15 protein-coding genes are annotated in these 12541 nt (G+C 61.0%); 4 read left to right on the top strand and 11 right to left on the bottom strand.

Annotation, left to right across the window (positions count from 1 at the left end):
* Positions 1-59 precede the first annotated feature (59 nt).
* A complete protein-coding gene (locus tag B6S08_RS11310; protein ID WP_094200924.1) occupies positions 60-386 on the top strand; it encodes a hypothetical protein in 327 nt (108 codons plus the stop codon).
* Between the two features lie 9 nt (positions 387-395).
* On the opposite strand, the gene murQ is transcribed toward B6S08_RS11310, so the two are convergent.
* Genes murQ through B6S08_RS18475 form a run of 3 tightly spaced genes read right to left on the bottom strand, consistent with a single transcriptional unit; the run spans position 396 to position 2597 of the window.
* Entirely contained in the window at positions 396-1307 is a 912-nt protein-coding gene (gene murQ, locus B6S08_RS11305) for an N-acetylmuramic acid 6-phosphate etherase (RefSeq protein WP_094200923.1), read from the bottom strand.
* Between the two features lie 10 nt (positions 1308-1317).
* The gene (locus tag B6S08_RS11300) at positions 1318-2415 is read right to left on the bottom strand and encodes an anhydro-N-acetylmuramic acid kinase (RefSeq protein ID WP_094200922.1); all 1098 of its coding nucleotides are present in this window, start codon (positions 2413-2415) and stop codon (positions 1318-1320) included.
* Entirely contained in the window at positions 2409-2597 is a 189-nt protein-coding gene (locus tag B6S08_RS18475) for a hypothetical protein (protein WP_094200921.1), read from the bottom strand. The genes B6S08_RS11300 and B6S08_RS18475 overlap by 7 nt, the downstream gene beginning before the upstream one ends.
* A gap of 101 nt (positions 2598-2698) precedes the next feature.
* Here B6S08_RS18475 and B6S08_RS11290 point away from each other — a divergent pair, with 101 nt between their 5' ends.
* Positions 2699-3151, top strand: coding sequence for an EVE domain-containing protein (locus B6S08_RS11290; protein ID WP_094200920.1), 453 nt, complete (start codon positions 2699-2701; stop codon positions 3149-3151).
* 155 nt (positions 3152-3306) lie between these two features.
* Here B6S08_RS11290 and B6S08_RS11285 read toward each other — a convergent pair whose 3' ends face one another.
* The 5 genes from B6S08_RS11285 to gmk all read right to left on the bottom strand — a co-directional run bounded on the left by B6S08_RS11285 (position 3307) and on the right by gmk (position 8433).
* Positions 3307-4101: a Cof-type HAD-IIB family hydrolase gene (locus tag B6S08_RS11285; RefSeq protein WP_094200919.1), complete on the bottom strand. Its 795-nt coding sequence runs from the start codon at positions 4099-4101 to the stop codon at positions 3307-3309.
* A gap of 17 nt (positions 4102-4118) precedes the next feature.
* Positions 4119-5159 (bottom strand): alpha/beta fold hydrolase, encoded by a 1041-nt coding sequence (locus tag B6S08_RS11280; RefSeq protein WP_094200918.1) that lies wholly within the window; start codon positions 5157-5159, stop codon positions 4119-4121.
* Positions 5160-5281: 122 nt separating this feature from the next.
* Positions 5282-7390, bottom strand: a complete 2109-nt coding sequence (gene spoT, locus B6S08_RS11275; RefSeq protein ID WP_094200917.1) for a bifunctional GTP diphosphokinase/guanosine-3',5'-bis pyrophosphate 3'-pyrophosphohydrolase — start codon at positions 7388-7390, stop codon at positions 5282-5284.
* Between the two features lie 88 nt (positions 7391-7478).
* The gene (gene rpoZ / locus B6S08_RS11270) at positions 7479-7754 is read right to left on the bottom strand and encodes a DNA-directed RNA polymerase subunit omega (protein WP_094200916.1); all 276 of its coding nucleotides are present in this window, start codon (positions 7752-7754) and stop codon (positions 7479-7481) included.
* Positions 7755-7803: 49 nt separating this feature from the next.
* Positions 7804-8433: a guanylate kinase gene (gmk, locus tag B6S08_RS11265; RefSeq protein WP_094200915.1), complete on the bottom strand. Its 630-nt coding sequence runs from the start codon at positions 8431-8433 to the stop codon at positions 7804-7806.
* 320 nt (positions 8434-8753) lie between these two features.
* On the opposite strand from gmk, the gene B6S08_RS11255 reads away from it, so the two are divergent.
* Positions 8754-9059, top strand: a complete 306-nt coding sequence (locus tag B6S08_RS11255) for a DUF6482 family protein (RefSeq protein ID WP_094200913.1) — start codon at positions 8754-8756, stop codon at positions 9057-9059.
* Positions 9060-9062: 3 nt separating this feature from the next.
* On the opposite strand, the gene B6S08_RS11250 is transcribed toward B6S08_RS11255, so the two are convergent.
* Together B6S08_RS11250 and B6S08_RS11245 are read right to left on the bottom strand one after the other, a co-directional pair.
* Positions 9063-9851: a glycosyltransferase family 32 protein gene (locus tag B6S08_RS11250; RefSeq protein ID WP_094200912.1), complete on the bottom strand. Its 789-nt coding sequence runs from the start codon at positions 9849-9851 to the stop codon at positions 9063-9065.
* Between the two features lie 126 nt (positions 9852-9977).
* The gene (locus B6S08_RS11245; protein WP_094200911.1) at positions 9978-10676 is read right to left on the bottom strand and encodes a glutathione S-transferase family protein; all 699 of its coding nucleotides are present in this window, start codon (positions 10674-10676) and stop codon (positions 9978-9980) included.
* 190 nt (positions 10677-10866) lie between these two features.
* Between B6S08_RS11245 and B6S08_RS11240 the strand changes: the two genes are divergently transcribed.
* Positions 10867-11472, top strand: a complete 606-nt coding sequence (locus B6S08_RS11240) for a TetR/AcrR family transcriptional regulator (RefSeq protein ID WP_094200910.1) — start codon at positions 10867-10869, stop codon at positions 11470-11472.
* Positions 11473-11532: 60 nt separating this feature from the next.
* Here B6S08_RS11240 and B6S08_RS11235 read toward each other — a convergent pair whose 3' ends face one another.
* Positions 11533-12396, bottom strand: a complete 864-nt coding sequence (locus B6S08_RS11235; RefSeq protein ID WP_094200909.1) for a YicC/YloC family endoribonuclease — start codon at positions 12394-12396, stop codon at positions 11533-11535.
* Positions 12397-12541 lie beyond the last annotated feature (145 nt).

The following is a 12541-nucleotide window of genomic DNA, read 5'->3' as shown; positions in this document are numbered from 1 at the left end:
GGGCCCGCTTTGCTCTTAACTCGGACTGACCTACTTTTTCGGGCAAAAGGAGCCGCTTCATGACCGCAGATTCAAAAGTCGATGACAGAACCCTGGTGCGGCGTCATCTTCGGCTGGATCACATGAACCAGCTGCAGATTGAAAAGCTGGCGGAAGTGTTCGATGCCGAGCCGGGGGTAGCCAAGGTGGTGGTGCGCAAGCACTGGCTGGACATTGACTACGATGCCGCCGTGCTTACCCTGGACAGGGTCATCGCCCTGCTCGAGGCCTATGGCGGTGAGCTGTCGGCCGACTGGTGGACGGCGTTCAAGGCCCACTGGTACCGCAAGCGGGAAGAAAAACTGCGCGCCCGCCTGGCCCGGGAAGACGAGCAGGACGAGCGCTGAGTCGCGTCGTTAGTCCGCCAGGGCCCGGCGCAGCACACCCTGGCCTCGGGTCAGCCGCTCCTTGGCTTCGGTCTTGCCCAGACCGGTCAGCAGCATCAGGATCGCCAGTTTCACTTCATTATCTGCCGCCGCCAGGGCCTCGGCGGCGGTGTTTTCATTCTCGCCGGTGGCTTGCATCACAATGCGAATGGCACGCGCTTCCAGCTTTTGATTGCTGGCGTGCAAATCCACCATTAGGTTCTGATATACCTTGCCCAGGCGAATCATGGCGGCGGTGCTGAGCATATTGAGCACTAGCTTCTGGGCGGTGCCGGCCTTGAGCCGGGTAGAGCCGGTGATCACCTCGGGGCCTACCTCGGGCTCGATGGCAATGGCCGCCTCCCGGCCGATGGCAGAGCCGGCATTGCAGGCCAGCGCCGCGGTGCCGGCCCCCAGGCGGCGGGCGTAGCGCAGACCGCCAATGACATAAGGGGTGCGGCCGGAGGCGGCAATACCCACCACCACATCCTTGTCGGTGAGTTGAATATCGCGCAGATCCTGCTCGCCCTGCCGCTCGTTGTCTTCCGCGCCTTCCTGCGCCCGGAACATGGCTGCTTCACCCCCGGCGATCAGCCCCAGCACCAGGCCGTGGGGCACGCTGAAGGTGGGCGGGCATTCCGATGCATCCAGCACCCCCAGCCGGCCGCTGGTGCCGGCACCGGTATAGATCAGCCGGCCCCCCGCGCGCAGGGCGGTTTCTATCATGTCCACGGCGGCGGCAATGGCGGGCAGCACCCTGGCTACCGCCTCGGGCACGCCCTTGTCCTGCCGGTTGATAAGCGTAACGATGTCCAGTGCGCTCAGGGTGTCTATGTTGAGGGTATCCGGGTTGCGGCCTTCCGAGGCCAGCCGTGCCAGATCCTGGATCAGCGGGTTGTTCATGAATGTCTCGTCAGTCGGGAAAATGAAGGGCGCCCAGCACCGCCGGGCGGCTTGCGCCGGTGGCCTCAGGCAGGTTGCCGGGCAGCCGGTGCAGGGTCTGGTGCGCAAGCCAGGCAAAGGCCATGGCCTCCATGGCGTCCATGTCGACCCCGGCTATTGTTGTGGTGGCGACCCGCCAGCCGGGCAGCAGCGCGGCCAGCCGTTCCATCAGTAGCGGGTTATGGCCGCCACCACCACACACCAGCAGCTCGCCGTCGGAAAAGTGGCGCACCTGCTGCGCAATGGCGGCGGCGGTAAACTCGGTTAGCGTCGCCTGTACATCGGCCACGGCTTCGTCGCCATCAAGCCGTGCATCGAGCCAGGCGTCGTTAAACAGCTCCCGGCCGGTGCTCTTGGGTGGCGGCAGCGCCAGCCAGGGTTCGGCCATCAGGCGCGCCAGCAGTGCCGGCAGCACCATACCCTGGCGGGCCAGGGCCGCATTCTTGTCATAAGGAGCGCCGGTATGGCGCCGGCACCAGGCATCCATCAGCATGTTGCCCGGGCCCACGTCGTAGCCCTGCACCGGCCGGCCCGGGGCCAGCACGCTGATATTGGCGATGCCGCCGATATTGACCACGATGCGCAGCCGCTCGGCATGGCCCAGCACCCGCTGATGAAAGGCGGGCACCAGGGGCGCACCCTGGCCGCCCAGGGCCATGTCCTTGCGGCGAAAATCGGTGATCGTGGTGATGCCGGTCAGGCCGGCGATGCGGTTGCCGTCCCCCAGTTGCAGTGAAAACGGCAGCTCGGCGTCGGGCTGGTGCCACACCGTCTGGCCGTGGCAGCCAATGGCGCTTACCTCGGCGGCCCGCAGGCCGGTGTCGGCCAGCAGTTGCAGCGTCACCTCGGCATAGGCCTGGCCCAGGGCCACGTCGAGCTCGCCCCACTCCCGGGCGGTCACGGTACCGCCAACCGCCAGCGCCAGCAGCCGCTCCCGCAGCAACGCATCAATGGGTGCGCTGACGGCGCCTTTGAGTTCAATGCGGCGACCGTCGGTGGCCACCAGAACGGCGTCGATGCCGTCCAGGCTGGTGCCGGACATGATGCCGATATAATGCTCCATTACCATTCCGGCGGCAGCTCCTGCAGCGGACTTATCGGTACGCTGATAACACCGTTTTCATAGGGCTGGGGCGCGGGTTCCGGCTCGGCCTGTACTTCGGGCTCGGGTTCTGGCGCCGCCGGCGGTGGCGGTGTGCCGCCGCAGCCAGCCAACAGCAGAACGGGAAGTAGCCACAGGGGGTTACGCATTGCGAATTTCTCCGGGTAGGGTCAGTATGGCGACCATTCAAGGTTGCCACAGGGCAATCCCGGCCGCCAGCGGGCGGCGCAACAAAAGATGAGGAAGCATCATGGCCTGCTGGCTGTTCAAAACCGAACCCGATACCTTTTCCATCGACGATCTGGCCCGCGCCAACACCCTGTGGGAAGGGGTTCGCAACTATCAGGCGCGTAATTTCCTGCGGGATGAGGTCAAGGAAGAGGACGAGGTGTTTATCTATCATTCCAGCTGCAGCCGGGTCGGTATCGCCGGGCTGGCGCGGGTGGTGCGCGCCGGCGTTCCCGACCCCTTTGCCTTTGACCCGGACAGCCCCTATTTCGATCCCAAGTCCGACCCGGCAAAGCCGCGCTGGTATGCGGTGGAACTCACCTTTGAGCGCAGGCTGCCGTTGCTGCCCCTGGCCGCGCTCAAGGCCAATCCGGCCCTGGCCAACATGCCGCTGGTGAAAAAGGGCAACCGGCTGTCGGTGATGCCGGTTACCGATGCCGAGCGGCAGGCCATTCTGGGCATGACGGGGGTGTGAGCCCGGCAGCAGTGACGTAGGTTGGCGATGAGCGATGCGAATTCACAACATTCCGCAGCTGGCTGTGTGTTGGAATTCGCTACGCTAATTCGCAACCTACAGGTAACCCTGCTGCTGCATCCTTGCATGGCTTCCCAGCCGGCGAGTTAATCGGACTACAGCTCAAACACCCGGGCCAGGTAGCGGGCCACGCCGTCTTCGTCGGCGCTGTGGGTGCGAGCATGGTGAGGCAGGGCATCCTGCAACCGAGTGTGGGCGTTGGCCATCACCACGCCGGTGCCGGCCCGGCGCAGCATTTCATAGTCGTTCATACCATCGCCAAAGGCGATCACCCGCTCCATCGGCGTCTTGCTTCGTTCGGCCAGTGACGCCATGGCCGATCCCTTGTTGACCGCGCCATGCATGACTTCCAGGCAGATGGGCAATGAAAAGGTGATATTGAGTTTGTCGCCGAAGTGAGCCAGCAGCATGTCTTCCACCTCGATCAGCTGGTCGTGGCTGCCGGCGTAAAACACCTTGTCCACGCCCTCAATGGACAGTTGCCCGAGGTCGGTCACACGATAGCGAAAGGGGCTGTCGGGGCAGAAGTCGAGCAGGGCGGGCAGGGGCTCTTCCACCAGCCAGTGATCGCCCTGATACAGGTTGAGGTGCACCCCCGGCAGGCGAAAGCGAAACAACAGATCCTCGACCATGTGCGGCGGAATGGCACGGCTGTGAAGCAGCCGGTCCTGGGCGTCGTGAATGCGGGCACCATTGCTGGTGATCAGGCTCACGTTCAGCCCCAGTTGATCGCGAATGGCGCGCACGTCCACATGATGGCGGCCGGTGGCCACAATAAACTCCACGCCCCGACGGGTCAGTTCGTGCAGCACCTCGCGAGTGTAGTCGGAAATGCGGTGCTGGCTGTTGAGCAAGGTGCCGTCCAAATCGGAGACGATCACGTCATACATGGCTGGTTTTCCGTGGTTCAGGGGTGTTGTTCAAAAAAAGCCAGCACCGCCTTTAGTGCGCGGTTGCGGTATTTGTCCTGCTCAAGAAAGAGCTCGTGGGCGGCACCCTTGATGCGTTTGGGACCACCGCCGTCACAGTGGCGCAGGGCTTGGCAAAAGGCGTCCTGGGCCTCGTTGCTCACCACCACGTCTTGGCTGGATTGCAGCACCAGCAGCGGGGTGGTTATCTGGCGGGCGCGGGCGATGGTGCGGTCACCGGCGGCCAGGCTCTCCTCCAGCCATTGCAGACTGACCCCGCCCAGTTGCAGCTCAGGGCGGTCCCGGTACAGCTCGCGAAACAGTTGGTAGCGTACTTCGCTGTGGGTAAGCTCATTGTCGGCAAAGGGCGTTTCCTCATAGCCACCCTGACCGGGGGCATAGCAGACATCGCGGCCGAGCCAGCGGCAGCCGGTACCCAGCACCGAGACCAAGCCGTCGGCCAGCCAGCGGGGCAGGGGACCGAGATAAATGCCCATCATGGGAGAAGACAGCGCCGCCGCCTGCACCTGCACACTGGTTTTGCTCAGCCACAGCGCCGCTATGGTACCCCCCATGGAGTGGGCCAGCAGATACACCGGCTGTGGGCCCGCGGGCAACACCACCTGCCGCATGAACAGCTCCAGATCCTGCACATAATCGTCAAAGTCGGCCACATGACCCATCAGTGGATCGTCGGTGAGCCGAGGTGCCAGGCCCTGACCCCGGTGATCATAGAGGTAGACGTTATAGCCGTTTTCAAACAGATCCCGTGCCAGTTCCTGGTATTTGAGGTAGGACTCGGTGCGGCCGTTGATCAGCACCAGGGTGCTGCCGTGTTCCGAATCGCGCAGGGCGGCCCAGGGCAGGGAGAGGTCATGATGGCCGGTGAAGCGGCCTTCGGTGGCGTGGGTCTGCCAGTATTGCTGCAGGCCACTCAGACCCAGCATGCTCAGCTCGGCTTCGGTGGTCAGGCGCGGCGTTTGGGCAATGGCGGTGTTCATGGCAAGGCAGATCCCCAGCAGCAGCAGGCGGGAGAGCATGGAGGGCTCCGATCGGTTATGAATGACGGCATAGCCCCAGTGTAGCGTGAAAGACTTCGTGTGAGGAGTGAGGTGTGAGGGGGCCGTTTCTCCTCACCCCTCACTCCTTACCCTTCATCAGATCATTTACGCTGGCGATACACCTTGAGCACATTGGGGGTGACACGAATCTTGCGCATGATGTTGGCCAGGTGAATGCGGCTGCGAGTGGTGATCAGCAGGTCGACCACATACACCCGGCCGTCTTTTTCTTCGGTGGCAATGCTGTGAATGTTGGCACCGGTCGCGGCAATCACATTGGCCAGCTCCGCCAGGGCGCCCTGGTGGTTGACGATTTCGATGGCGATTTCGGTTTTGAATTCGTAGTCGAAGTCCTGCTCCATGTCCCACTGTACCGCCAGGTACTTGTCGGGCTCCTTGCCATAGCCGCGAATGTTCTTGCACGACTCCAGGTGTACCACCAGGCCCCGGCCCGGGCTGATGTGGGCCACGATGGGATCTCCGGGAATGGGCCGGCAGCAGTTGGCAAAGTTGAGCAACATGTCGTCGGCGCCGCGAATGGGCATTTTCTTCACCGTCTTCTGACGCTCTCTCGGAGTGTCGTCCAGCAGCCGGCGGGCCACCACCACGCTCATGGCGTTGCCCAGGCCAATGTCGGCCAGGAGGTTATGAATGGAGCCGTGTTTGGTGTCTTTCAGCACCTGTTCGACCCGTTCTACTGGAATGTCTTCCAGGTTCTTGGCTCCCAGGGCGTGATTGAGCAGGCGCCGGCCCAGCATGACCGACTCCTCGGTGCGCAGGTTCTTGAGGAACTGCCGAATCTTGGTGCGTGCTCGCGAGGTAACCACAAAGTTGAGCCAGGCGGCGTTGGGGCGGGCGCTGGGGGCGGTAATGATTTCCACGGTCTGGCCCGAGTGCAGCGGCTGGCTCAGCGGATAGGGCTGGCGATCCACCCGGGCGCCGACGCAGGCGTGGCCGATGTCGGTGTGCACGGCATAGGCGAAATCGACGGCGGTGGCGCCGGTGGGCAGCTCCAGTATGCGGCCTTCCGGAGTGAACACGTAGATTTCGTCGGGGAACAGGTCGGTTTTGACCCCTTCGATAAACTCAAAGGACGAGCCGGCACTCTGCTGCAGCTCCAGCAGGCTCTGCATCCAGCGCTGGGCCCGCACCTGGGCGGTGGTGCCTGAGGCTTCGCCGTCCTGTTTGTAGGCCCAGTGCGCGGCCACACCCTTGTCGGCCATCTGATCCATGTATTCGGTGCGGATCTGCACCTCCACCGGCACCCCGTGGGGGCCCACCAGGGAGGTGTGCAGCGACTGATAGCCGTTGGTCTTGGGAATGGCGATATAGTCCTTGAACCGGCCCGGGCGGGGCTTGAACAGGGTATGCATCTGCCCCAGCACGCGGTAGCAGGTGTCGATGTCCTTCACGATCACGCGAAAGGCATAGATGTCCATTACCTCGTGGAACTGCAGCTCTTTTTTCACCATCTTGTTGTAGATGGAGAACAGGTTCTTTTCCCGGCCCTTGACCTGGGCCTCGATGTGGGCGTCGTCCAGTCGTCCCTGAATCTCGGCCAGAATCGACTCGATGATCTCGCGGCGATTGCCTCGGGCCCGGCGCACCGACTCCCGCAGTACCCGGGTACGCATGGGATAGAGGGCTTCCAATCCCAGCTCTTCCAGCTCGTTCTTGATGCTGTGAATGCCCAGGCGATTGGCGATGGGGGCGTAGATTTCCAGGGTTTCCCGGGCGATGCGCCGGCGCTTGTCCGGGCGCAGCGCCCCCAGGGTGCGCATGTTGTGGGTGCGGTCGGCCAGCTTGATCAGAATGACCCGAATATCCTGGGTCATGGCCAGCACCATCTTGCGGAAGTTTTCGGTCTGGGCTTCCTTGCGGTTGCGGAACTTGAGCTTGTCGAGTTTGGAGACCCCTTCCACCAGCTCGGCCACGGCACTGCCAAACTGCTCGTCGAGCATCTCCCGGGTCACCGGGGTGTCTTCAATGGTGTCGTGCAGCAGCGCCGCCATCAGGGTTTCCTGATCCAGGCGCATCTCGCACAGAATGCGGGCAACGGCAACGGGGTGGGTAATGTAGGGTTCGCCGCTGGAGCGGGTTTGCCCCTGATGGGCATCGCGGGCGACGATGTAGGCGGCCTTGAGTTGCGCCATCTGCTCCGGGGGCAGATAGGTGACAGCGAGTTCTTTCAGCGGTTCGAACAGATACAAGGAAATACCCCGACAGAGAATGCCGTTAACACGCGATAAAAAGCAGTGGGCCCGCCAGGCGGGCCCCGTCGGCCAGGGCCGAGAAGGATCAGCCGCGACCTTCGGTAATGGCGGCCACGGCGGCCAGTTCGGCGGCTTCCAGCTCCTGCTGTTCCTGACGATCCTGGGCATCCATTACGGCATGGTTGACCAGGCCTTCTTCGATTTCGCGCAGGGCGATAACGGTGGGCTTGTCGTTCTCTTCTTCTACCAGGGCATCTTTGCCCTGGGTAGCCAGCTGGCGGGCGCGGCGGGCTGCAACCAGCACCAGATCAAAACGGTTGCCAACCTGTTCTACGGCATCTTCAACGGTAACGCGGGCCATAACAGACTCCAATGACTAAAAAAGGTGCAAAATTCTAATGGATATTAGCTTATTCCGCCAGTAGCCGGGAAAGCAAGTCCTGGTAGCGGACCGCCTGTTTGGCGGTATTGGCGCGCTCGGCCTCGATAATGGCGCTGAGCTGGTTGAGCGCATGCTCAAAGGTGTCGTTGACCAGCAGATAATCGTACTCGTCGTAGTGGGACATTTCCGACACCGCCTTGGCCATGCGTCCCTGTATGACTTCGGCGCTGTCCTGCTGGCGGGCATTGAGCCGGCGTTCCAGCTCTTCCCGGCTGGGCGGCAGAATAAAGATGGACTTGGCGCTGGGAGATTGCTCCCGAATCTGGCGGGCACCCTGCCAGTCGATATCGAGCAGAATGTCGATCCCCTGGGCCAGCTGTTGATCAATCCACTCTCGGGAGGTGCCGTAATAGTTGCCGAACACTTCGGCCCATTCGTAAAAGGCCCCCCGGTTAATCAGGGCCTTGAACTCGGGTTTGTCGACGAAGTGATAATGCACGCCGTGCTCTTCGCCCGGACGGGCGCTGCGGGTGGTATGCGACACGGAAACCTGCAACCGGCCATCGGTGCTGGGGCGGTCAAGCAGGGCCTGGATCAGGCTGGATTTGCCCGCGCCACTGGGAGAGGAAATAATGAATAGGGTACCGATGTGCGCCATAGTGTTCTGCCCGTTCGTGATACGTCCCGAGCCGCCAGCCGGGATCAGGGGCGGCCAATCCTACCAGAAAGCCGGAAATAAAAAAATGGCCGTTGCAAATGCGACGGCCAGTCAAAAAGTAACTATAGCTTGCTGCGGAAGTGCCCTCCACGCAGATTTCATTATGATCAGCAGCTCGCTTCGGCTCTATCAGTTTTTTCCTGCCGGAAACTTCGTAATTTCCGAGTTATTTTTGGTGATTGTGCGGTGACGCAAGCATTTCTGGTCGGTACCGGTCTGCATGTTCGGCCTTAAAAAAGTTGAAATAAAGGAGCGGAACCATGTGGCAAGTCGAGACCCTGCTGCGGCAGTCGGTACCCGTTGATACCCTTTTTATTCACTCCCACGACATGAGCCTGTACACGGTGGAAGCGGAGATAGATGGTGAACGACACCCGCTGGGTGACGCGGGGCGAGTGTTGTCCTTTCGCTGTATTGAACAGGTTCGGCAGCGGCTGGCATCGCTGATGGTGGTGCGCTGCGTGTTGGTGCAGGTGTCGGCCTATCAGGAAATGGTGGGGCAGGCGCCGGCGGCCCCGCCCATGGAGCTGGAGCTGAGCTGGCCTGGCTGGCAGGCCGAGGGCTGAACTTCAGCCATCGGGTGTGTCCCGGCGTACCACGTCAACCTTGTGCTGTTCCTTGGTCCACTTCCCCTGGGGCTTGTCGATGTACTGAAAGTACTCGTTGGTAAAGCTGCCCTGGCTGCAGGTGTGGCGATACCAGGTGGTGGGCACTTGCCGGTAGTCCAGCACCTGGTTGAATACCCCTGGCCCGGTCATGTCGTATACGCCAGTGATGGTGTTTTCCCGAATATTGGTGAGCACGCGATCGATCAGGGCCGCCAGGTTGGGGTTGTCGGGCTTGCTGGCGATAAAGTAGTTGGTCAGCTCGTTGTTCTTGCGAATGATATAGAGCTCGTCGTGATGCGAGCGAATGGTATACCCCAGCGGCCACACCGCGTGGGCGTCGATATCCAGGTAAACGCCACCGTATTTGTGCAACACCAGCAATCGCCAGAAGTCCGCCTGGGCGGCGCCGATCTGCAGCCGAGAATAGGCCGCAAAAATCTCCGGCGAGTAGTGGGCCTGAATAAACTCGGCCCGGGCTTCGGTGATCATGAAGCGATACTCAAAGGTGGGTGACATGATGCGGTTAAACAGGTAGTTCAGGTATACCGGCAGGGTGGCCTTGTCGGTGTAATTGGTCTGCCAGATGATGCGCGGAATGGGCCTGCCTGGCCCCTTTATCAATGGCGCGGAACGCGCCGGCAGGGTAAAGCGCTTGTTGGGAAAAACGTAGTGAAAACCATAGCTCAGCACCTTGGTAAGGTTGGCGACAAGCCTGATCAACCGGTTGGCAAGGACTATATGCGCCTTCACGGAAACCTCATGTGATTGTTAGTGGCGTAAACAATCCGGTCATTTTAGCATGCCTGAATCGTGAGCCGACCTCCAATGTCGGCTCACGACCAGATTCATTGATCGAAAGGGGTTACCGTTCGTTCGTCACTTCGCTTGTTGCTCGTGTTCGGCCTGCGCGTAATTCTGTGGATACAGGGCTCGGCGGGCGGTCTCGTCCAACTCGGTCTTGAAGTTGGCCTGTTTGGCCAGCTGACGAGCCCTGGCCACCGCCGGGCGGGCATCGATGGCGCTGAACCAGCGTTGCAGATTGGTGTAGGGAGCCAGGCCATCTTCACCCAATACCACACTGGCCTTGTCGATCCAGCCCCAGGCGGCGATGTCGGCGATGGTGAAGTCGTCACCCACTATGTAGTCGCGCCCTTCCAGGTGAGTATTCAGCACTTCGTAGTGGCGCTGTGCCTCGCGCAGGTAACGATTAATGGCATAGGGCAGTTTTTCCGGGGCGGCGTGACGAAAATGCACCGACTGTCCTGAATAGGGTCCCAGTCCGGTGGCGATGAACATCAGCCAGGAGAGTAACTCCCCCCGCAATGCCGGGGCGGCGCCCAGCTGGCCGCTTTTTTCCGACAGATAAAGCAGAATGGCATTGGAATCAAACACCCGCTGCCCGTCATCCACGATCGCCGGTGTCTTGCCGTTGGGATTGATGGCGCGGTAGGCGGGTGTGTGTTGCTCGCCCTTGAGGGTATCTACCGGAGCCAGTTGGTAGGGTAGGCCGGTCTCTTCCAGAAACAGGGCAACCTTCATCGGATTGGGAGTGTGATGAAAATAAAAGGTGATCATGATTTCGTCCTTATGGTTGGAGGATGACTGCTTGAACACTCATTCAAGCGCGATATGAACAATCGTTCAAGTGAAATCTGAACGGATGTTCAGGCGCCTTGTTTTAGCGTTGGGGCGAACTTGCGTGATGGCGGTTGGATTAGGGCGTGGTAACGGGATAACATTGAACATGTGTTCAAAAGGGGGAGTCATGGTAAGTCAAGCAAAATACGACCGTGCGCAGGCCATTCGGCAGGCAACCGAGCTGTTCTGGGCCAGGGGGTTTCATGCCACCTCCATGCGTACCATCCAGGCGGCCATCGACATGCGCCCGGGCAGCATTTATGCGAGCTTTGGCAGCAAGGAAGGCCTGTTTCAGGAAGCGCTGACCCATTACGCCCGGTCCAGCCGCTCCCGTCTGGCGGCCTGTGTTGAAAGGGCCTCATCCCCCCTTGAAGGGTTACGAAGCTTTGTCACCGAGGTGGTGATTGAATGTCGAGAAACGGCGCCCAACGGCATGTGTATGCTGGTCAAGACCATCGCCGAACTGACCTCGGATCATGCAGATTTGCTGGCACTGGCCAGACGGTTGCTTAAAGAGGTGGAAGCGGCCTTTGCCGGCGTGCTGAGACAGGCCCAGGAAGAAGGTGAGGTTGACGCCGCAAAAAGCCCGGAGCGCATGGCGTGTTACCTGCAGGTGCAGCTGATGGGGCTGCGCGCCTATGCCAGGGCCAACGAAGGGGATGAGCTCATACGGGCGCTGATAGACGATGTGTTTGCCAACCTGAAGCCAGCGCCAAGCGGCAGCAAGGGCTGAGTAAAAAACAAAAAAGCCCCTGTTTACAGAGGCTTGAGAGTTATTCGAGGCCGGTTCGTATTACTCAATATTCTGAATCTGCTCGCGCATCTGCTCAATCAGCACCTTCAGCTCTACTGCGCTGGCGGTGATGTCGGCGTTGATGGACTTTGATCCCAGCGTGTTCGACTCGCGGTTGAACTCCTGCATCATAAAGTCCAGGCGCCGACCGCAGGGGCCGCCCTTTTTCAGGATCTTGCGGGTTTCGGCAATGTGAGCGGTGAGCCGGTCCAGTTCTTCGGCCACGTCTACCTTTTGGGCCAGCAGTACCATTTCCTGCTCCAGCCGCTGGGCGTCCAGTTCAATTTTGGCTTCTTCAAAGCGGTCCCGCAGGCGCTGGCGCTGCCATTCCATGATGGCGGGCATGTTGGCGCTGACCTTCGCCACTTCCTGTTCAATGCCGGTGAGGCGCTGCTCGATCAGGGCCTTGAGCTTGTCGCCTTCACTGGCGCGGGCGGCGAGGAAATCGTTGATGACGTCGTCCAGGCCTTTCAGCAGCGCCTGGCCGATGGCGTCCATGTCCTGGGCCTGGGCTTCCATCACCCCGGGCCAGCGCAGAATGTCCACCGGGTTCAGGGTGCCCTGACCGGCCTTTTCCATCACCCAGGTGGCGCCTTCAATCAGCTGCTCGGCCAGCGCCTTGTTGATGTGCAGCTCGCCCTGACTGGCCTGATTGCTTTCAAAGCGCAGGGCACATTCCACCTTGCCTCGCTGCAACCGGGCGCGCAGTTTTTCCCGCACCATGGGCTCCAGACCGCGGAACTGCTCGGGCAGCCGAGTATAGGTTTCCAGGTAGCGCTGGTTGACCGAGCGCAGTTCCCATACGGCGGTGCCCCAGTCCTGTTTGAATTCCTGCCGGGCAAAGGCGGTCATGCTGTGGATCATGCGGTTTCCATTTTGTGTCATAAAGGTAATCACAAAGTGTGACACAGCCGGGCCCGGTCGCCAATGTTGGGCGGCATGCATTGGGCCGGCGCTTTCTTTATAATGCCCCGGTTTGCCCGCCGGGCAGCGCCACTTTGACCTACAG

The sequence above is a fragment of the Oceanimonas doudoroffii genome (assembly GCF_002242685.1).
In the GTDB taxonomy this organism is placed as follows: domain Bacteria; phylum Pseudomonadota; class Gammaproteobacteria; order Enterobacterales; family Aeromonadaceae; genus Oceanimonas; species Oceanimonas doudoroffii.
This window is presented reverse-complemented; position numbering and strand designations above follow the sequence as displayed.

Excerpts from the sequence above, each read along its gene's own strand:
- B6S08_RS11310 (WP_094200924.1), top strand. The coding sequence starts at position 60 with ATGACCGCAGATTCAAAAGTCGATGACAGAACCCTGGTGCGGCGTCAT.
- murQ (WP_094200923.1), bottom strand. The coding sequence starts at position 1,307 with ATGAACAACCCGCTGATCCAGGATCTGGCACGGCTGGCCTCGGAAGGC.
- B6S08_RS11300 (WP_094200922.1), bottom strand. The coding sequence starts at position 2,415 with ATGGTAATGGAGCATTATATCGGCATCATGTCCGGCACCAGCCTGGAC.
- B6S08_RS18475 (WP_094200921.1), bottom strand. The coding sequence starts at position 2,597 with ATGCGTAACCCCCTGTGGCTACTTCCCGTTCTGCTGTTGGCTGGCTGC.
- B6S08_RS11290 (WP_094200920.1), top strand. The coding sequence starts at position 2,699 with ATGGCCTGCTGGCTGTTCAAAACCGAACCCGATACCTTTTCCATCGAC.
- B6S08_RS11285 (WP_094200919.1), bottom strand. The coding sequence starts at position 4,101 with ATGTATGACGTGATCGTCTCCGATTTGGACGGCACCTTGCTCAACAGC.
- B6S08_RS11280 (WP_094200918.1), bottom strand. The coding sequence starts at position 5,159 with ATGCTCTCCCGCCTGCTGCTGCTGGGGATCTGCCTTGCCATGAACACC.
- rpoZ (WP_094200916.1), bottom strand. The coding sequence starts at position 7,754 with ATGGCCCGCGTTACCGTTGAAGATGCCGTAGAACAGGTTGGCAACCGT.
- gmk (WP_094200915.1), bottom strand. The coding sequence starts at position 8,433 with ATGGCGCACATCGGTACCCTATTCATTATTTCCTCTCCCAGTGGCGCG.
- B6S08_RS11255 (WP_094200913.1), top strand. The coding sequence starts at position 8,754 with ATGTGGCAAGTCGAGACCCTGCTGCGGCAGTCGGTACCCGTTGATACC.
- B6S08_RS11245 (WP_094200911.1), bottom strand. The coding sequence starts at position 10,676 with ATGATCACCTTTTATTTTCATCACACTCCCAATCCGATGAAGGTTGCC.
- B6S08_RS11240 (WP_094200910.1), top strand. The coding sequence starts at position 10,867 with ATGGTAAGTCAAGCAAAATACGACCGTGCGCAGGCCATTCGGCAGGCA.
- B6S08_RS11235 (WP_094200909.1), bottom strand. The coding sequence starts at position 12,396 with ATGATCCACAGCATGACCGCCTTTGCCCGGCAGGAATTCAAACAGGAC.